The 20,585-nt window shown below is 42.6% G+C and carries 13 protein-coding genes and 1 riboswitch; of the genes, 9 read left to right on the top strand and 4 right to left on the bottom strand.

All coding sequences use genetic code 11. The features are described from left to right. Positions 1 to 22: 22 nt before the first annotated feature. Positions 23 to 1,012 (top strand): sensor domain-containing diguanylate cyclase, encoded by a 990-nt coding sequence (locus NSS82_RS29545; RefSeq protein WP_076272960.1) that lies wholly within the window; start codon positions 23 to 25, stop codon positions 1,010 to 1,012. Between the two features lie 15 nt (positions 1,013 to 1,027). Here the strand turns inward: NSS82_RS29545 and NSS82_RS29540 are convergent, their stop codons facing one another. After that, positions 1,028 to 1,879, bottom strand: a complete 852-nt coding sequence (locus tag NSS82_RS29540; protein WP_076105106.1) for a leucine-rich repeat domain-containing protein — start codon at positions 1,877 to 1,879, stop codon at positions 1,028 to 1,030. 135 nt (positions 1,880 to 2,014) lie between these two features. Here NSS82_RS29540 and NSS82_RS29535 point away from each other — a divergent pair, with 135 nt between their 5' ends. The 7 genes from NSS82_RS29535 (at position 2,015) to NSS82_RS29505 (ending at position 17,432) form a co-directional block, all read left to right on the top strand. Further along, a complete protein-coding gene (locus NSS82_RS29535) occupies positions 2,015 to 2,698 on the top strand; it encodes a Crp/Fnr family transcriptional regulator (RefSeq protein ID WP_076140610.1) in 684 nt (227 codons plus the stop codon). A 55-nt stretch (positions 2,699 to 2,753) separates the two neighbouring features. Next, positions 2,754 to 3,737 (top strand): EAL domain-containing protein, encoded by a 984-nt coding sequence (locus tag NSS82_RS29530; RefSeq protein WP_076105104.1) that lies wholly within the window; start codon positions 2,754 to 2,756, stop codon positions 3,735 to 3,737. 116 nt (positions 3,738 to 3,853) lie between these two features. Then, positions 3,854 to 4,420 (top strand): hypothetical protein, encoded by a 567-nt coding sequence (locus tag NSS82_RS29525; RefSeq protein ID WP_036682474.1) that lies wholly within the window; start codon positions 3,854 to 3,856, stop codon positions 4,418 to 4,420. A gap of 157 nt (positions 4,421 to 4,577) precedes the next feature. Further along, positions 4,578 to 4,664, top strand: a riboswitch (cyclic di-GMP riboswitch). Positions 4,665 to 4,922: 258 nt separating this feature from the next. After that, a complete protein-coding gene (locus NSS82_RS29520) occupies positions 4,923 to 10,736 on the top strand; it encodes an NPCBM/NEW2 domain-containing protein (RefSeq protein WP_076272959.1) in 5,814 nt (1,937 codons plus the stop codon). A 244-nt stretch (positions 10,737 to 10,980) separates the two neighbouring features. Beyond that, entirely contained in the window at positions 10,981 to 11,616 is a 636-nt protein-coding gene (locus tag NSS82_RS29515) for a response regulator (RefSeq protein WP_076105102.1), read from the top strand. Positions 11,617 to 11,700: 84 nt separating this feature from the next. After that, a complete protein-coding gene (locus tag NSS82_RS29510) occupies positions 11,701 to 16,782 on the top strand; it encodes an AAA family ATPase (protein ID WP_076272958.1) in 5,082 nt (1,693 codons plus the stop codon). Then, positions 16,779 to 17,432, top strand: coding sequence for a response regulator (locus NSS82_RS29505; RefSeq protein ID WP_076105100.1), 654 nt, complete (start codon positions 16,779 to 16,781; stop codon positions 17,430 to 17,432). The genes NSS82_RS29510 and NSS82_RS29505 overlap by 4 nt, the downstream gene beginning before the upstream one ends. Before the next feature lie 12 nt (positions 17,433 to 17,444). Here NSS82_RS29505 and NSS82_RS29500 read toward each other — a convergent pair whose 3' ends face one another. Further along, complete coding sequence (locus tag NSS82_RS29500; protein ID WP_036682265.1) at positions 17,445 to 17,855, bottom strand: DUF2752 domain-containing protein; 411 nt, start codon at positions 17,853 to 17,855, stop codon at positions 17,445 to 17,447. Beyond that, the gene (locus NSS82_RS29495) at positions 17,836 to 18,174 is read right to left on the bottom strand and encodes a DUF4234 domain-containing protein (protein WP_051491231.1); all 339 of its coding nucleotides are present in this window, start codon (positions 18,172 to 18,174) and stop codon (positions 17,836 to 17,838) included. The genes NSS82_RS29500 and NSS82_RS29495 overlap by 20 nt, the downstream gene beginning before the upstream one ends. 221 nt (positions 18,175 to 18,395) lie before the next feature. Here NSS82_RS29495 and NSS82_RS29490 point away from each other — a divergent pair, with 221 nt between their 5' ends. Continuing rightward, positions 18,396 to 18,737 (top strand): zinc ribbon domain-containing protein YjdM, encoded by a 342-nt coding sequence (locus tag NSS82_RS29490; protein ID WP_036682263.1) that lies wholly within the window; start codon positions 18,396 to 18,398, stop codon positions 18,735 to 18,737. A gap of 55 nt (positions 18,738 to 18,792) precedes the next feature. Here the strand turns inward: NSS82_RS29490 and NSS82_RS29485 are convergent, their stop codons facing one another. Next, positions 18,793 to 20,457, bottom strand: coding sequence for a histidine kinase N-terminal 7TM domain-containing diguanylate cyclase (locus tag NSS82_RS29485; protein WP_076140617.1), 1,665 nt, complete (start codon positions 20,455 to 20,457; stop codon positions 18,793 to 18,795). Positions 20,458 to 20,585 lie beyond the last annotated feature (128 nt).

Below are 20,585 nucleotides of genomic sequence, written 5' to 3'. Positions count from 1 at the left end.
GTGTTGAAAGGATATTTAGACAATGGATGACCGTTTAAAATATGCGCCATGCGGATATGTTTCCATTACCCATGAAGGAATGATCCTCGATGTGAATCAAACCTTTTTGGATAGGATGGGATATCAGCAGGTTGATTTGGTAAATAAACATTTTGAATCTATCATGTCTACGGCCAACAAGCTTATTTTTCATTCATACTTCTATCCTTTTATCAATCTGAATGGACATGTAGAAGAGCTATTTATCAATTTGAAGGACAGCAAGGGACAAGCCGTCCCTTACTTGTTAAATGGTAGACGCCTCGAGTGTGAAGGTGTAGAGGTCATTGATTGTATTCTCGTACAGATGGGCAAACGTATTGATTATGAGCTAGAGTTACGATCTGCGAAGAAGCAAATAGAAGAGGCCTATTGGGAAAAAGATCAGGCGCTGGCAAAGCTCAAACAAATCCACCTGGAAATCGAGCAAAAGCAAGCTGAATTGCTGGAGATGAATGCCGTTTTAGTAGAGCTATCTACTACAGACAAGCTTACTGGATTAAAGAATAGAAGGTTCCTGCAAGAAAAGCTGGAAGAGCAGATTGCAGCGTATCACCGTGATCAGGCGCCTTTTTCATTATGTATTTTAGATATTGATCACTTTAAAAATGTGAATGATACCTACGGTCATCAGATGGGTGATTATGTCCTGGAGAAATTGGCGAGTATCCTGAAATCCCAATCTCGTAAAGAAGATATCGTAGCTAGGTATGGTGGTGAGGAGTTTATCCTTCTGCTGCCTAATATAGATTCATCGGATGCCAAGGCTATAGCGGACAATTTGCGGCAATTCATTGCCAGCTCCACTTGGGAGATTGGCAGGGTTACGGTAAGCGTCGGCATAGCTACTTTTGAAGCAACCGATACAGACATCACTCTTCTGGAAAAAGCTGACCATGCGCTTTACGCTTCGAAAGAACAGGGGAGAAATCGCGTTACGCATATTATGGATTTGAGTGAAAAGCTTCTTTAATCGGAGGCTTTTTTGTTATTTATAAACGATACATCCTCTTTGCTCTAATTGCTCTAATAATTCTTTTCTTCTTAAGCTGTGATTCCATCTTAAATCCAGTTTCTCTAATCGTCCAAGTTGTAGAATCGAATCCGGGATTTCTTGCAGATGATTATCTCTTAAATCAAGCTCAACAAGGCTGCTTAATTGACCTATTTCCTCAGGAAGCTGATTAAGTTTATTTTTTCTAAGGTTCAGTCTTCTTAACTTGCTTAAATTACCGATAGATGAAGGCAGCTTAGTGATTCGATTATCACTTAAATCAAGTATCCGAAGTTCTTCTATAGCACCCAAATGTTCTGGTAACATGACCAGTTGATTACCATAGAGATGGATCTCTCTTAGCCCTTTTATTTGTGTGATCGAATCAGGTAAACATTCTAGCTGATTATAATAAAGCCGCAATTCAATCAGACTGCTCATTTCGCCTATACGGGCAGGCAATTGCTTGAGATGATTATCTGTTACGTTCAGATACTTAAGTTTCTGGAGAATACAGAGCTGCTCCGGCAGCTGTTCGAACTGATTATTGCTTAGGTATAGAAAAGAATCCAACCCCTGCAATCCGCCAATGCTCTCCGGCAACACCTTCAGCCGATTATGGCCTAAATCCAGCATTCTTAGGTGAACTAAGCGACCGATGTTCTCGGATAACTGTTCGATTTCATTGCCCGCATAATTAAGTGCCTCTAATTCGTCATGAAGGAAGAGCTGATCGGGAATCTCTTTAATATGATTGTTGTACATGCTCAGTTCTAGTAGCGGATTGCTCTCAAACACGACATCTGGCGTTTCAATAAGTCCTTTTCCGTCAAAATTATATTTCATGAATGGATCTCCTTTGTAATTTGTATTGGCATCAAGCCTATGTGACAACGTTACGATAGAATATAACAGGATGATGATTTATTATCAGTATGTTGGCATACAAAACTATGGAATGTGTTAGAAAGGAATAATGAGATGGAAGCTTCTTTTTGGACTGGCACTCGCTTTTTTCAAGGTTTACCCTCGGAGAAGATCGAGGCGGTCTCAGGATTATTCACTTATAAGGCATATTCTAAGGGGACCCTGGTGTTTGCAGAATCAGATCCGGGGGATTATGCCTACATTATCTATTCGGGGATTATAAGGGTGTACGCTACTACGAAAGGGAAAGAGCATACCGTAGATCTTTTTGGAAAAGGCGATTTCTTTGGCGATCTGGAAGTGATCCATCCCTCCAATATAAGAGTGCTGTCTGCGGTGGCTATGAATGATACTGTATTATTTGAGATTAAACATGAGCTTTTTAAGCAGATGCTTGCCGATTACCCGTTGATTAAGGAGCAATTGATGCTGCTGCAAATGGACCGTTTATTTTTATCGAATCGGTTATTACATGAAATGAAATTTCATGATGCGAGAGCGCGTGCGATATTTACGCTGAGAAGACTATACCAAAGATTTGGAGTAGAGGAGCAAGGCAAACAGCGGATTGATCTTCGATTGACCCATCAGCAGTTCGCGGATATGATCGGAACGTTAAGGGAGACGGCTACCCTTGTGCTTAAAGATCTGCAAGAGCAAAAGATTATTGAGATTCAACATCAGCAGATCACCGTGTTAGACGCGACATATTTACTGGAGTATACGGATTTCGATTGAGAAGAGCCGTTCCGGGATCTTTTTCAAAGAATCCATTATTAAAGGGGTTATGAATATGGCTTGTAATCATTGTGTAGTAAGAGAGCTGAATTTTCAAATCAAGGCTCATGGTGAGCTTAATCTTAGGGTTTTACCTGAGGTTATTCATCACTTGAGTAGAAGGAATACGATACATAAGGTAGAAGAAAATGTGATTACGATTAAGGAAGCTGAAGCGCGAGATCTTCTGGATTTCTGTAACGATCATATGGAGTCCGGGAAAATTGAATTTCGTATAGATGACCAAACATGGAGACCTCTATCCGAATTACCCAATGTACTTGATATGGAGTGGATTGATGAGGTTATCACTAAGGGTCTTGTTACTTGCTACTTCCAACCGATTGTGAACGTAAGGGAAGAGATTTTTGCATACGAGCTCCTATCCAGATTTAAAAAAGAAGACGGATCCCTTATCTATCCTAATGAGATTTTTGCGGCGGCACGGAATCGTGGGCGTTTATATGCTTTAGACAGGTTATGTAGAATGACGGCTGTAAAATATGCTGCACCCTTAAATAAAAAAACGTTTATTAATTTTATCCCTACATCAATTTACGCTCCAGAGTTCTGCTTAAGATCAACCGTTGAACTGGCCAATCAATTAGGCGTCGACCCCTCTCTTTTTGTCTTTGAAGTTGTTGAGACGGAGAAAGTGGATGATCTCGCTCATTTGAAAGCTATTTTGACATATTACAAGGATCGGGGATTTGAATACGCTTTAGATGATGTTGGTGAGGGCTTCAGCACGATCGAGATGTTATTGGAGCTTAAACCTCATTACATGAAGTTAGATATGAAATATGTTCAAGGCGTGTCCAGTGATCCGAACAAACAGAAAATAGCTAAACAATTTTTAGAAAAGGCTTTAGAAATCCAATCTGTTCCTTTAGCAGAAGGTGTGGAGTTTAGAGAGGACTTTGAATGGCTTAAGCAGAGTGGTTATCAGTTGTTTCAGGGATATTTATTTGGAAAGCCTGATCCTATTCCCAAACAGTAATCCTAATGAGTATATATCGGTCCAGAGGATGAGATGAATTTCAGGTCAGAGTCTGAGTACAGCCAACCCTCGGGGTTGTATAATTTAGGTAATTTGAAAAGGGGGACGGGATGGATATGAAATGGCATCAATTTGTAACGCGCTGGGCGGATTCTAGGGGCTTTGATGGACGAGAAATTGATTATCAATGGCCTTCTCCCTCATTTCCGGTCATCAGTATTCGTAGTAATTTAGGGCGATACTCAGGTCAAAAGTATGGTCATGGAAGTAAACCCCGTGTAAAGACAGCTGTTGGTTTAATCGCTATTGGAGATGTAGCTGTCGGATTGATTTCCATAGGTGCGATAAGCGTGGGCGTACTTTCCTTAGGAGCAATATCACTGGGAATGTGGTTAGCGATTGGAGCAATAGCACTTAGCTGGCTTGGCTTCGCAGTGGGAGCGATTGCGATTGCAGGAGTGGCTGTAGGAGCGATCGCAATCGCGGAAAAAGCGTTGGGGGCCATCGCCATAGGGGATACGGCGTTTGGTGCGATAGCGATAGGCAGGATCGCTGGGGGTGCCATAGCTATCGGACAATGGGCATATGGTGTAATCGCAGTTGGCGAACATGGTTTCGGATTAATTCCCATCACGGGCGATGTGTGGAATTGGTTCCGGCGTTTGTTCGGATCGGGGAGTTAATTAGACCTCCAGTCCTAAAGGATCCCATTCTCTTCCGGGATAGTCGATAAATAATATCTATCACATGAGAAAAACTAATTGCAATTACCTATACTCATTTCATACCAATTAATCATGCGATCAGATCTAGGCTTATGTTACTCTTTGAATGTATTCGAAACTTCATAGGCAAACCTATGGAAATGTAGGGACGCAAAGCTATAGGGACTAAGGTTATCATAACTATTGTCAGCCAGCTGCCAAAGAGTGTGTAACGCTTTTTGTTAAAATATAAGAAAGTATAAGTTATACACCTATACTTAATATCTTATATTTCTCGCTTAAACGCTTACCGTCCTTATAAGGACGCCGAAGACGTTTATGCTTGTTAAGGTTTAATAAAAATTAAGTCTTAATTTTTAGGCGACTTTATACGCAATCAAGCTACTCTTTTGGGGTAGTTTTTTTTGTGCCCATTTTTGGGCACTGGAGAGATTTATATGACATCTGGGGGTAAGAAGAGATGAAGAAAATGATTGCGATCGCTACATCGGCGGCCATGTTAGCCAGTTTTTCGAGTGAGGCAGGTTATGCTTTAGCAAGTGAGGCAAGCAAGGTAAATGTAACAAAAACAGTCGCGCAAAGTAAGGTCAACTTATTAAGCAACGCTTCGGTTATTCCGTTTGAGCTGTACGGCAAGGATGCTCTAAATGCCTATAATGAGGTTTTTAGAATGAATCCAGCAAATATTAAATCCATCACAAATAACGGTGGCAACTACTCAGGCTCGCCTATAGCTAAGGCTATGGATGGGGATATGAGCACGCATTGGGAGACTGGCAAACCGAATAGTTCAACGTTTACGAATGAGGTTGTGTTTGTTTTCAATGAGTCCACTGAATTAAATAGAATGGTCTACGCCGCTAGGCAATCTGGTGCTAAAGGTAAAGGTTTTGCTCAAGAATTTGATATCTATGGCTCCACTACAGATGCGGGCGATTTCACACTCGTGTCTTCTGGAGAATATAAAGGCTCAACCGGTGATGTAGTGGAGATTCAGTTCGCACCTACGGCTTTTAAGAGATTTAAATTTGTCTTCAAAAAAGCCAACCAAGATTGGGCGAGTGCGGCTGAGTTTTCTTTTTATAAAGAGGATAGTGTCTCTGCTAAAATGAAAAATTTATTTACAGATGATACCTTGAGCCAAGTTAGTGCTGCCTTTAATACGACAGAGAAATTAACAGCTTTAGAGAATGAAGTGCAGGCACATCCACTGTATACGCAGTTTAAAGAAGAGATAGAGAATGCAAAGATCCTTTTGGAGAACCATCAGGTAGACGCAACGGCAGCCAAGGTTTCGAAGCTAAAAGGGTATGGTACAGCCTATGAAAATGCCTATAGCCAAGCTTATAGAATGCCAAATGCAAACGTATCAAAAGTAACGGTGAACGGTGGAAGCTACCCAGGTACGAAGCCTGAATATATGCTGGATGACCAGCCCACTACGCATTGGGAAACGAACAAAAACAATGATGCAAGCTTCACGAATGAAGTCGTGTTTGAACTAGCGCAAGCGGAAGTGCTGGACAGAGTGGCTTTTTTGGCTAGAGATAACCGCAAAGGATTCCCAGAGGCTTTTGAAATCTATGCATCAGAGACGAGTAAAGGAGAGACCTTCCAACTGGTATCTAGCGGAACCGCGATTAGTACCAATGATTTTTTGGAATTTAAATTCGAGCCGACGAAGTTTAAAAGATTAAAATTTAAGTTCACAAAAGCTAATATTAACAGACCTTTTGCGGCTGAATTTAGATTTTATACAGAAGATAAAGTAAGCGAAGCTGTAAATGGTATTTTCACAGATGGAACGATGAGTGCGGTTGTGCCTGCTTATAATAGCGTCGAAGCAATCAACGAATTAGAAGAAGCGGCAAAAGTACATCCGCTCTATCCAATCCTGAAAGATTCTTTGGATTTAGCTAAGAAGCTAGTGAATGGTGAAGTTCAAACCGAAGGCACCATCATTGAGGCCGAGCAGCGTGGAGATATGAAAAAACATGCTCAGCAAAACCTGAGAATAGGCTTCGGCACGAACAACCAGCCTACAGGACTTGCGGCAATGCCTGGCGAGACCATCAATGTTTATGTGGATGCTGCTTCGGGTGATAAGTTGCCTTCTTTGATCTTTTCTCAACAAGAGGGAGCTTGGAATAGTTGGGCTAGGGGCGTACAATTGCGTGCGGGCAAGAACACTATAACTGTACCTGAAATTACAACGACTAGTGCTTATGCTCATGATGTAACTAAGGGCGGCACCGTTTATATCGTAAATCCCTATACAGCTGAGGAGCAAGGGAAGGCGCCACTGATCCGCTTCGAAGGTTTAGAAAAGATTCCTTTTATGACCAAGACCACGGATCCAGAACAATTCAGAACCTTCTTAACCACATACAAACAAAGATTAGACGAAGATAAAGCGGTTCATCCAAATGTTCAAGATCGCAAACTTATCGATGTGGTAGAAATGGCCAGCGATCATGTTATTTTTACAGGAACTGCGACTGAAGCGTACAACAAATTTATTACGCAAGGAAATAACCCGCTGGATACCGTAACTGGGTATGACACCTGGATGAAAAGCATTTTTACCTTCTATGGCTTGGATGGCAGTAGTGAGATTCATGATGCCAAGCTAATTCGTGAGAATATTCGATTGATGCAGCCTTATGGTGCGATGTATGCAGCGGGAGATCATACAGGGATCCAACTTGGAACAGTAGGAACCATGTTAGGTGATTTTAACAAAGCTTATCCGGGCTGGGGACTGAATCACGAAATTGGGCATCGCTTGGCTATGGGTGAACGGGAATATGGCGAAGTAACTAATAATATGGTGTCTATGTTTATGTCTGTCGCGGCGAATTCGATAGATAATCGTATACCGTATGAATCAGATATCTATAAATATGTCCTCGAAGAAAATAAAGTGGTAATGAATCAGCAGGGCTTATTTGCACAACTCGGAGCCTATTGGCAGCTGGAGCTGGCACATCCGGGATACTGGACAGAGCTGACCAAGCTATATCGGGAGCGGAAGGTCACCCTTCCCAACGGTGACAATTCCAAGCAGCAGTATTTGGTGGAGTTCTCCTCCGAAGTACTGGGATTAGATTTAAGCAGCTATTTTGCCAGACATGGCTTCACTGTGAATCCTGAGACAAAAGCGAAAGTAGCCAAGTATCCGGCACCGCAAAAGTTATGGTATTTAAATAACTCGGTGATTAATTATGAGGGAACTGGAATAGCGGATAAAAATCTGGCCATTAAGGTTAATATCACACCTAACACCACGGCTAGAACGAACACGTTAAGTTTCAGTATAGATAAAGAGCTTAAGCAAGACTTTTTAGGATATGAAGTGTATAGAAATGATGTGTTAGTTGGTTTTACAGGAACTGACCAATTTGTGGATCAGAATGTAGATGCGAGTATCAACTATACGTACAAGATCGTCGGTTATGATAAAAAGCTGAACCCACTGAAGCCCGTACAGGTTAAAGCCTTTAAGCCAGCTTTGTCTGTTGAAGATCAGCTCACTTTAAAGCTTAATCAAACCTTTGATCCGATGAGCTATGTAAAAGCGGCTAACTATCTAGGAAACGATATTACTGCAGATGTCTCTCTGAAAGCCAATAACGTTGATGTAACGCAAAAAGGCAACTACGAAATTGTATATGAAGTGAAAAGCGAAGGGGTTACGGAAACGAAAACCACACAGGTTACGGTAACGAGCGACTACGCCTATATTTCCGATCTCAATGCCAAGTCAGTCGTTGTAGGCTGGGGTGAATTAAAGAAAGATAAAGCCGTTTCCGGGGGAATCATAACCCTTGTTCGCCAAGGATTGGCTGCGACATACGCGAAAGGGATTGGTGTTCATGCCAACTCTGAGGTAGTTTACGATATTGAAGGTAAGGGTTACGACTTCTTTGAAAGCTACATTGGGATCGATCAAGCCATGAAAGGGAAACCTTCCTCGGCTACTTTTGCAGTGTATGTGGATGGAGAACAGAAATTTGAGAGTGATGTTTTCCGGGCAGGAACAGAACATCAATTTGTGAAAATCCCTGTGACTGGTGCAAGAGAGGTGAAGCTGGTTACAACAGATGCTAAGGATGGCAATGCTTCAGACCATACGGTATGGGCCGATGCGAAGTTCTCGAATAATTCAAGCAAACCTATCATTACAGTGCCGGAAGAGACAACCTTCGTTAAGCTGAACAGCGAATTTGATGTGTTGAGCGATGTTACGGCTTTTGATACGGAAGATGGTAACTTAATTGGAGCCGTTGATGTAAACCCAAATGGGTTCACATCAAGCAAAACAGGGACTTACAACGTCGAGTTTTCAGTTACAGACTCAGATGGGAACTCCGCTGTGCAGGCCAGAAAGATTGTTGTATACAGCGCTAGTAAATACCTGAGTGATATAGATTGGCAATCAGCAAAAACGGATTATAATGTGGTTCGAAAAGATAAGGCTAGCTCTAACAATCCGATTAAGCTGCTGGTAAATGGTGAGGTCAAAGAGTTTGCTAAGGGCTTAGGAACCCATGCCAGCTCTGAAATCGTGTATAATCTGGCGGGTGCAAACTATGAATATTTTGAAACGTATGTAGGGGTTGATAGAAATATCCCTGAGCAGAGCAACTCCAGTGTAATTTTCAAAATCTTTGCCGATGGGGCAGAGGTTTATAACAGCGGACTGATGAAATTTGTTACAGAAGCCAAGCTTGCGCGGATACCTGTTAAGGGTGTAAGTGAATTGAAGCTGGTGTTAGATAATGCAGGTAACGGAAATGCTTCAGATCATGGTGATTTTGCTGATGCGAAGTTTATGATCTTGAACAACACACCAGAGTTTACCATACCTAAATCTGTCTCAACCAAAGTGGGCCAAGCAATTGATATCAATGAAAGCTATTCGGCAATGGATTCGGAAGACGGTGACTTGACGGCTCAAGTGAAGGTCACAGGCCTAGAGCAGGTTAATTTCAACCGGGCTGGAAAGTATCCAATCACTTACACAGTAACAGATAGTGATGGAAATACGACCATGAAGATTAGAACGATAGCCGTAGTAGACATGACGGACTTTACGTACCTGACGGATTACGACTGGAATTCTACTCAGAACAGCTATACTGCACCTTTGAAGGATAAATCTATTAGTGTCAATACGCTGAGATTAACAGATGAGAACAATCAGGTAGTGTCCTATGAAAGAGGAATTGGAGCGCACTCTAACTCGACGATTGTATACGATCTAAGCGACAAAAACGTGGACTATTTCACTTCCTATGTAGGTGTAGATAGACAAATGTACGGTTCTGTTGGTTCGGTGAGCTTTGAGGTGTTTGTCGATGGAGAGAAGAAATTCGATAGTGGGGTCATGGGTTCGAGAGATCCGCAGAAATTCATCGAATTGGATATTAATGAAGCAAAAGAACTGAAATTAGTCGTCACAGACGGGGGAAATGGCAACGGATCTGACCATGCTACATGGGGTGGAGCCAAACTACATTTCGCGAATGGAGATCACTTATTCACTAGAGATCTTGAACAGGCGATTGCAGCGGCTAAAGCAATTTCTCTAGAAGGCTTCACACCTGAGAGCATCGCGGCATTTACGTCCAGCCTCTCGATAGCAGAGACAGTGTTGGTTAACTCTTCTGTTACGCAAAGTGAAGTAGACGAAGCTGTAGCAGCGTTGCAACAAGCAACCGAAGGTTTGGTCCAAATAGATCTTACGCAAGTGATTACTGTGGCGGACCCGTATTTAAGTGCTTCGATCAAGACTACATTGGGCGTAACTGGAGAACTAACGCTAGGGGATATGTATAGCCTTACAACGTTAACCAGCGAAACCAGAAGAGTCAGATCCTTGGAAGGTTTGCAGTACGCAAAGAGCCTAGAGACACTTGATATTACTGGAAATGAAATTACAGATTTCTCCCCATTACAAGGGTTAACTAAACTAACGAGCTTATTGGCCGACCCACAAGTGGTAGAGGTAGGAGAATTTAAGGGACCTGTGGTTGAAGTAGCTAATCTGGTGAAAGGGCTCGATGGCAGCAAAGTGATCCCTAATTCCGCTGGGGTAAGAAACACTAGAACATCTAAAGAAATTGTGTTTGATATGAAGGAATGGGCTGCTAATCCGGATGTGTTTACTATTGACCTATCGAACGAGGAGAAAGGAACTTACATGCTGGGGTTAACTTACCAAGTCGCAGGTAATCTCGTGCAAATCATTTCTTTTATTAATAATAATTAAATTCCCAAGAAAACAGGCGGATTGTGGTCTCTATAACCATGGTTCGCCAGTTTTTAAATGAGGGATTTTTATGTAAAAATATCCATTTTGTCATATGACAAAAGAAATGACAACGCTCACTATAAGCGGTGTAGTCTTTTAACTATACTTAATCAGAAATGCGTCAAATTTAAATGAATACTCTAATTGAAGCTTTTTATACAAAGAAGTAAATAATGTATGCGGTTTAGAGAGAGGTGTTTCTGTGAAAATCATCATTGTAGATGATCATCCATTAGTTAGAAGAGGGCTGGCATCTGTCATTGCAATGCAATCGGATATGCAATTTGCAGGTGAAGCTACGACTGGCCCGGAAGCACTTGATGTGATTGAAGAGACAAATCCAGACATTGTCCTCATTGATCTTAAACTTGCTGATGAATCAGGACTGGATGTCATTAAGATAGCACGTACCCGCGGCATGGTTAGTAAATTCATACTGTTGACTTCTTCTGCGAGCAGAGAGGATTTTTTGAGGGCTGAAGAAGTGCTGGTAGACGGATATGTACTGAAAGAGGCACTGCCGGAGGAATTACTGTTTGCTATCCAGTTGGTGAACAAAGGGAGAAAATATTACGATCCTGGTCTAATGGAAGAAAAGATGCGAATGAGCGCCAGCAGTCCAACAGATGAATTGACACCAAAAGAGAAGGAAGTCCTGATTCAGCTTGGACAAGGTGCTTGCAATAGAGTGATTGCCACACGTCTTTTTATCAGTGAATTTACGGTGAAGAAGCATGTCAGTCAGATTTTAGCGAAGCTGCAGGTTACTGACCGGACACAGGCGGCACTGTGCGCCAACGCGATAGGATTAACGAAATATGAAATGTCTTACGAGTAGAACGGCAAGATCAGATGTTATAATGGCTTTAACTACTTTGCAAGATTGAGTATTCTGTCTAATTGTAATTAGGGAGTGCTGTTGATGTTTGAATTGCCAGGATACCAAACCTTAGATCTGATAGATAATACCGCGGATATCAGATTATACAGACTCCTACGTCAAGAGGACGGCCTAAGGGTTATCGCTAAGACAACAATAGGAGAATACCCGGGAGCTGCCATGGTCGATGCTTTTCGTCATGAGTATGACATGCTTAAGCGACTTTGCGGACGTGGTGCAATAGAGGCGTACAGTTTGGAAATTATGGCGGACCGACCAGTCCTTCTCTTAAAAGATATAGAGGGGAGTACTCTTGGGCAGATCCTGCGTATGCCTGTTAATTCACTGGGTCTTCCAGCGCTGCTTCGGATCGCTACAGCTATTGCTGATTGTCTTATGCAAATTCATCGTGAAAAAATAACACTAAATGAACTAACCCCCGCTCATCTAATCGTCAATCCCATTACTTTTGAAGTGAAATTTATTGATATAAGAATGTGCTCTACCGAAAACATCACGAGTCCTTTGTCACCGTTAAGCGGTCGGCCCGATGTTCTGCTTCCTTATATAGCTCCAGAACAAACGGGACGAACCGGAGTCAAACCGGATTACCGTTCTGACTTTTATTCGCTTGGGATCATCCTGTATGAATGTCTCTCAGGCAGCCGCCCCTTTGAGCTGCATGATGTTGTTGATATTGTATATCGTCATCTTGCAGATACACCTGAGCCTCTGCACCGCAAGTTCCCCACTATCCCTCTATCGGTCTCTGATATTGTTGGTAAATGCATGGAGAAGATGCCTGAAGCGAGATACGCCAGCGCATTAGGCATTAAATCGGATCTTGAGGAATGTCTATCCCGTCTAGAAGAATCCGGGCATATTGAGCCTTTTCCACTAGGAAGCTGGGATATCCCAGAGCGGTGGATGGTATCAGGACGCTTCTATGGAAGACATCTTGAGCAACAAAGCTTAAGGGAAGCGCTGCAACGAGCATCACAAGGTGCCGTAGAGACGGTCTGGATTAGCGGGGAGAGTGGTATCGGCAAAACAACCTTTCTAAAGGAGACCCTTAGAAATACAGTCTCTTTGGATGGTTTCTTCGCCAGAGGCAAATTCGAATCCCGACATACCTCGCTCCCTTATGGCATCTGGCATCAAGTCATAGAAGAGTTGGTTAGTCAGCTGCTGATGGAAACAAAGCTGCAAGTGGAGGTTTGGAAGCTGCGTATTCTACAAGCAGTGGACAATTACGGTCAGTTGCTGATCGATTTTGTTCCTAAGCTTGAACTCTTGATTGGCCCACAACCCTCCGTGCCTTCACTGCCACCGCTGGAAGCTCAGCATCGCTTTCAATTAATCATGAGCCGATTTATTCAACTCTTTCCTCATGAGGATCATCCATTGATCTTGGTATTGGATAATTTGCAATGGGCTGATGATACGTCGCTGCAATATCTCACTTCGCTTATAGAGGATACGGCAACGACTCATCTGCTAATCGTGCTTTCCTATCGCAATCGGGAGATTACAAGGCTGCACCCACTCAGTAGGCTGGAAAAGCATCTGATTGACCGCAACGTAGCGATGAGCAGAATTTCTTTACAAGCGCTTGAACTCACCGATTTAAAACAACTGCTACTTGATGTTATGCGTTACGAGGCAGCTGACTTGGACGAGCTGGCGCGTGTGCTGCTTCATAAGACAGATGGAAACCCGTTATTTATTAAGCAATTCCTTCAAGATTTGATAGATGATCAGCGAGTGGAATTTGATGAGAATATTCGAAGCTGGAAATGGGATCTCCAGCGTATTACTGAATTAAATGTTCCCGATAACGTAGCTTCATACCTTTCAAGTAAATTGCAACAATTTCCTGAACAGACGGTATATGCACTTAGCAGAGCCGCATTCATAGGCAGCCTATTTGATTTACGTACACTTGCTGATATTACGGAGACCCCGATAGAGGCATTGAGCGAAGCGTTGGCGGTTGCTGTACATGGGCGCTTGTTGCAGCCCGTTAACGGGGAGGAATATCCGCATTATAAGTTTCAGCATAACCGCATTCATCAGGCAGCATATGCCTTTATTTCCGAAGAGGAGCGTTCCGAGCTGCATTGGAAGATTGGTCTGTTATTGCTAGGCCGCAGCCCGCTAAGTGAAGGAACGACCCTATTTGAAGCTGTCCAGCATTTGAATCAGGCACTTACATGGTTAGACCGCCCTGAACAGAGGCTTCAACTGGTAGAGCTGAACTTACAGGCAGGGGTCAAAGCGAAGCAAACAACCGCACATGAGACAGCCTTACAATATATGCTTCAGGCAACGTCATTATTAGAGGAGCAGAGCTGGGAGGCGCATTATGGGCTAACCTTCCGGGTATTTCGTGAGAGGGCAGAGCTCGAATATTTATGTTCCCATTTTGATACGGCTAATGAATTATTCCATCTGTTAATTGATAAAGCTACGACAAATATGGATAAGGCTTACGTCTACGCAATGAAGGTGCAGTTGGAAGCAAGTAATGATAACCACGAAGAGGTGATCTCCTTAGGCCAGCATACCTTATCGTTACTGAAAGTGAAGCATCATTTTGATCCTGGTTATGTTCAATTGACGCTTCAATGGTTACGATTGCGGCGTAGACTCAAGAAGGTCTCACTCGAATCGCTTACTCTTTTACCTCCAATGACTGATGAAGCACGTAGAATCGCAATGTCTACTTTAGATCATTCGAGCAATGCTTGTTTCTACGTCAATCGAGAAGGGTGGCTCGCTTCTTCCTTCACCATGATTGAATTAACGCTTGATTATGGGATGACCCCGGAGGCTTCCATTGGATTCATAGGCTATGCAATGTTTCAGTACTATTACTTCCGTAATGATGAAGAAACATTTAAATGGGCCATGCTGGCATTCAGCTTATCCGAACCCTATCCGAAACAGCATATGACAACCTTAGCCGCGTTCGCCATGTGCTACGATAGCTGGCGGCATTATGATCCAGCTATGCTCCATACATTTACCGAGAAGGCTGGTAAAGTGGGACTGGAATCAGGTGACTTATGGAAGGGCAACCAGAATGTGCTGATCAACTGTGCCTCCCTTTTGCAATTTGGTCATCCTCTCGGCGATATCTATGAGCGATTAATTACTCATTCCGGAGATTTGCTGCGCCATAACAACAGTCTTCACTGTAAGCAGGCTATTGTAGCGGCGGCCATTCTTGTTCGACTGACAGGTTATCGCTCTATAGATGATCCCTTTCCCATCGCGGAGATTAGCGAGCCTGATTTTGCACAGTCGGTTCATGGGGACACCTTTGATTTTATACAAGAAATGGTCTGGATCTATCAGTATTTGACGGGCTATGTATTTGGAGAATACCGAGAAGCCGGTGAGGCATTAGCCAAATCAGCGGCCATTATAAAATCACGCGAAGATGGCTTAGACAGTCCCATGCAGATCATGTATGAATGTTTAGTTTGGGCTCAGTTGTATGAGGAATATAACGCTGAAGAGCAACGTACATATCGGGCAAAAATGCGTAAATGCTTGAAGAAAATGAAAAATCTTGCCATGCGTTGTCCGGGGAATTATCAGCATAAATATCTGTTGATGAAGGCTGAGTTAACTCGTCTATCGCGAGATCCCCGCCAAGCTGAAGCGTTGTATGAGCAATCCATTGAGACCGCCCGGGTCCACGGTCATATTCACGATTTAGCGATGGCGGCGGAATGTTATGGCAAATTTGGGCTTCGTCATGGCAAAATGCATCTGGCAAGAATCTATATGACTGAGGCCTATGAGGCTTATCTGCAATGGGGCGCAAAGGCTAAAGCGGCTGACCTGGAGCAGCAGCATCGCCATTTGCTGCATATTAAACGAGAGCCCGGGCTCGATCGTGTGGATTCCCTTTCTGTGGTAATGTCTGCCCAAGCATTATCGGGCGAGATGGAGATGAGCCGATTATTGGCCACGCTGATGCGAATCATGCTCCACAATGCTGGGGCAGAATATGGGGCTGTTATTTTTGATCATGACGGCAAATGGATGGTGGAAGCTTATGGGACCTCAGAAGCCCAGCATATCGAATCTGTTCCACTTGGGGAAGAATCGGGGTTGGTCCCGGCAGCGATTATAGCTTACGCGGCAAGAACACAAGAACAGGTTGTATTACATGATGCGCTCAGTGAAGGGATATTTACACGTAATACTTACGTTAGGAATAATAGACTGAAATCCGTTCTATGTCTCCCTATCATGAATCAGAATAAATTGGTTTGCCTGCTCTATTTGGAGAATAATCTATCGCCGGGTGTATTTACTCCAAGCAGACTCGATGTGCTCAAGCTGCTTGGTTCACAATGCGCAATCTCAATCGCTAATGCCAAGCTATATTCGGGAATCCAATATCTCAAAAAAAATCTGGAGGATCAAGTGGTAGAAAGAACTCGCAGCCTGGAGCGTTCGATGCGGGAAACATCTGCGGCTTTGGCCGAAGCTACTGTTTTTGAGGAACGCAATCGTATTGCCCAAGAGATTCATGATATTGTCGGGCATACCCTTACATCGACGATTCTGCAGATTGAAGCTGGCAAGCGGCTGCTTCAGAAGAAGGAGATAGACAGCGGCTTTCAGCGTCTGGCAGAAGCCCAGGATCTTGTGCGGCATAGCTTGAATGAAATCCGCGGCTCTGTCCATATGCTGAAAGAGGACAGGTATTCTGACCTAACCGTGATGCTGAGGCAGTTGATTAAAGATACAGAACGCAATGCAGGCGTTGTTGTTCATGCAGTTATTTATGATCTGCCGGAAGCCATGTCAACAGCCTATAAAAAGGCAATCTATCATGCTTTGCAGGAGGGCTTAACTAATGGGATCAGACATGGAAAGAGTGCCGAGTTCCATTTTAGTCTGGAGTCTGTTGGAGCGAACTTGCAGTTTAGACTCAAGGATTGTGGGCTAGGGATGAGTCCAATCATGATGGGATTTGGACTTAGGACGATGAAGGAACGGGTTGAGCAACTGGGAGGCAGCTTATCCATCGATTCAGAAATGGATGAAGGCTGTTTACTGGAGATTGATCTGCCCATGCGAAGGGTTGTGGATAGAACATGAGTAAAATAAAAATTGTAATTGCCGATGATCAATTGTTGACGCGGGAAGGACTTCGCACCATTTTGGATCTGGAAGATGATATGGAGGTGGTCGGTGCTGCCAAGAATGGAGAAGAGGCTTGCGAGATGGTGGAGGCACTCCAGCCTGATCTGGTGCTGCTCGATATTCAAATGCCAGTTATGGATGGCCTTAGCGCCTTGAAACGAATAAAGCAGGTTCGGCCGAACATCTTCATTCTGATTCTGACTACTTTTATAGAGACTGATTATATTGTAGAGGGAATGGCCTACGGAGCAAGCGGTTATATGCTGAAGGACATGGATGCAGATAAAATGATCGCTTCGATTCATGATACGTTATCCGGGCAATTTATTCTGCCAGCTCCGGTAGCAGCCAAACTGGCGTCGAGGATGAACAGGTTAACAGAGGACTATGAACATTGGCAAAGATCGGGTCTGGATCGTATCAGTCTGACAGAACGGGAAGAAGAGCTGGCACAGCTCATTATCCGGGGACTGAATAACCGTGAAATCGCCGATACATTACATATTGCAGAAGGTACGGCGCGCAATTATATTAGCAATCTTTATAGCAAATTAGAAGTGGTTGATCGGGCCCAAGCGATTGTGCGACTGCAAGCTATTTTGTAATAGTTGTTGCTGTTAACGAATTACTGTCGGGGCCAAATATTCAAACAGCGGGAGATTCCTAAGTATTCCAAATGTAACGGTCAGAATCAACATTATAGTCATAATTGCCTGGCTAAGAGGCCGGATTTGCTTCTTATTAGTAATCCAATACAACATATACAGAGGTGCTAAAATAAACAGCAACGGGTTAAATCTAAACGCTTGAATAACGTCGAACTTCAGCAAGGAAAGAATAACTCTTGTGACTCCACATCCGGGACAATACAATCCAGTCCATTCATGAAATGGACAAGGGATACTAATCTTGGTTAAGGGTATCCATGCTTTGAGATAAACTACGCCGACAAGACTTAAGGACACACCCCAAAATAGTTTAGGATGTGTCCTTTTATAAGTCGTAAACTTATACCAGTTTATTAACATCGGATTGTACCAAGGCATACGTGACAATACCCAGACCAAAGAGTGTCAGGATCACATAAAGCACTGAATTATCTGACGGGTACTGGCCGCGCTGTCTTTGAGCTTCAGCAATATGTTTACCTACCTGATAGGCCCAAATGAAGCTCCAGATCCCACACGTAACCAACGTTAAAAGAAAATGTTTTCCTCCTGTAAATGTATAGTCCCCACTCAGTTCGCCTACCTCATTGGTTAGAACAATAAACCAATATATTGTATAGAGCCCACATGTAATTAATGACAAAATAATGGCGAATGCAACACTTCTGCGACTAATCATTACTCACTCTCCTATCTATTTACATAAAAATTCGACATTTCCATCTTATTGAATTAGGAAAAAATATACAAGACAATATTTGAGAATTACTGTCCGCTGTCGAAATCTAGACAAACTTACTGCTGATATCTAGTGGAAACCTTACCAAATATGAAATATACTTTTGAGGCTATGCACTGGAACCACAACTAGATTTACATTAACGAATGGAGGACACTTTGATGTCTACTTTGCCAAATTGCCCGAAATGTAATTCAGAATACACTTATGAAGATGGTAGTTTGCTCGTCTGCCCGGAATGTGCGCATGAGTGGAGCCTCGACACAGAGGCTGAAAGCAGTGAAGAGAACAAGGTTGTCAGAGATGCCAACGGAAATATTTTAAATGATGGAGATGCTATAACTATTATTAAAGACCTTAAAGTAAAAGGAAGCTCATCCGTTCTGAAGATAGGAACAAAGGTGAAAAACATCCGTTTAGTGGACGGAGATCATGATATTGATTGCAAAATCGATGGTTTTGGAGCTATGAAATTAAAGTCCGAGTTTGTTAAAAAGATCTAAAAAATAAGAATCAGCTTAACTTCAACAGAAGTAGGCTGATTCTTTATTTTAAACGTTATCTATTAATCTCAACAATCTGATTTCGTCCGGCATTTTTTGCTTGATATAAGGCTTTGTCCACAGATTCGAATAAATCATTTAGTTGATTGGTCAGGCTTTCTGTATATTGAGCTGCAAAATTACTAATGGACAGCAGTCCCATACTAACAGTAATTGATAGGGCATGAGCAACATCCTCTACATGTACTTTATTAGCTTCTATTATAGATTTGATATGCTTTGCCAAGTGGTTTGCTTGTGTTTGATCTGTATTTGGCAAATAAATGATAAATTCTTCTCCGCCATAACGCGCCAGAATATCTGTCTCCCTCAGCGTTTTTTTAATTACCTCTACCGTGCTGCAAATAACTACATCGCCAATCAAATGGCCGTAATTGTCATTCACTGTTTTGAAAAAGTCGATATCCAGAAGAATGATAGCAAAAGGCTGCTTGAGTTTCATATTTTCTATGATTTCATGCTCTAAGTGTAACGTTAAGTAATGACGATTATAACAACCGGTTAAGCTGTCCGTTATGGCCATCTGCTTAAGTTTTTGGTTGGTCTGCGATAGTTCATTCTGGATTTCAGTTAATGCAGCATTACGCTCTTGCAGGGTCTCGTTCTGGTGATTGGTCTCGGCTATGAGGCGATGCAGCTCGCTTCTGTCCTGAAAAGTAAGAATGCGTCCAACCCTGATTCCACCTACCACAATCGGCGCGGCAGTAATGTTAATGTATGCATTGAGTGAGGTGTAGAATAGTTCAACCTCGGTTCTCTCCATGGGCTGGTTCAAGTATGTATGAAGGAATAAATCGAAAGCTCCGGAAGTTTGCTCCATGGGTGCGATGGTCGACACGTCAAAGCGAGCACCGGTTTGTAGATTGATTCTTGGGAAAAGCGAGCGATTGATTTCTACTACAGTCTCACTATCATCCAGTACAAGAATTCCTTCTGTAATGGTGTCAATGATATCCTGATGGGCGATGGTTACGAGATCAAATATTTTATCCCGATGAATAGCAATTACGAAAAAAATTGCCGAGATTAAGATCCCCAGAGAGGTCAGCCCCGGAATAACTGGATCAGATTTAAGCAACACCACATTAAGAAAAACATCCAATAATATAAATACCGTTAGCACCAGCACCCCTTTGAGCACATGAGCAACCTGTTTTTTGATCCGCTGTGTAGTGTTTGAGACTAGGGCTGAATAGATGATATACAGAGAAATCATTACGCTGGTGGTTAAGAAGATAATAAGCAGCCAAAAAATCGGACCATAATATCTTTCGATATATCCGCCGTTCATAGGGAGAACAAAATTTCCGTTTGGATTAGCGATCACTACTACTATGATCAATGCTGCGAGAATGTATAGGATCAGCGTGTTCTTTTTTCGAAGGAGATGTGAATTTCCAGTGAGAAGTATCGTAAAAAGAAGCCAGCCAATCGTTAACAGAACCGAGTCGATAAATGCGAGCTTCACATAAAACAATTGAAACCTGGGATTGTCGGTTGTTTTGATAGCAAATTGACAGAAGGGCCATAACATCATAGTAAAATGAAATACTAAGTATGCTTTATGTAGGTTAGTGATGGTTACAGACGCAAATATGTAGATGAACAAAGCGAACAAAACAAAAAATAATAATAAATCAATCCATGTCATGATATTCATTTCAGTGACACCTTCTCCCACCCGGTTAACAGTTCTTTCATGTTACCTTGAATTTTAATGGTTTGCCATATGATCATTTGTTCTACGAGAACGGCTATTTGTTTAAGAGTGTTTCAACATATTCCTTC

The sequence above is a fragment of the Paenibacillus sp. FSL H7-0735 genome (assembly GCF_038008505.1).
Classification (GTDB): Bacteria; Bacillota; Bacilli; order Paenibacillales; family Paenibacillaceae; genus Paenibacillus_AQ; species Paenibacillus_AQ odorifer.
The sequence above is the reverse complement of the archived record's forward strand: the minus strand, read 5'-3'. Positions and strand labels throughout refer to the sequence as shown.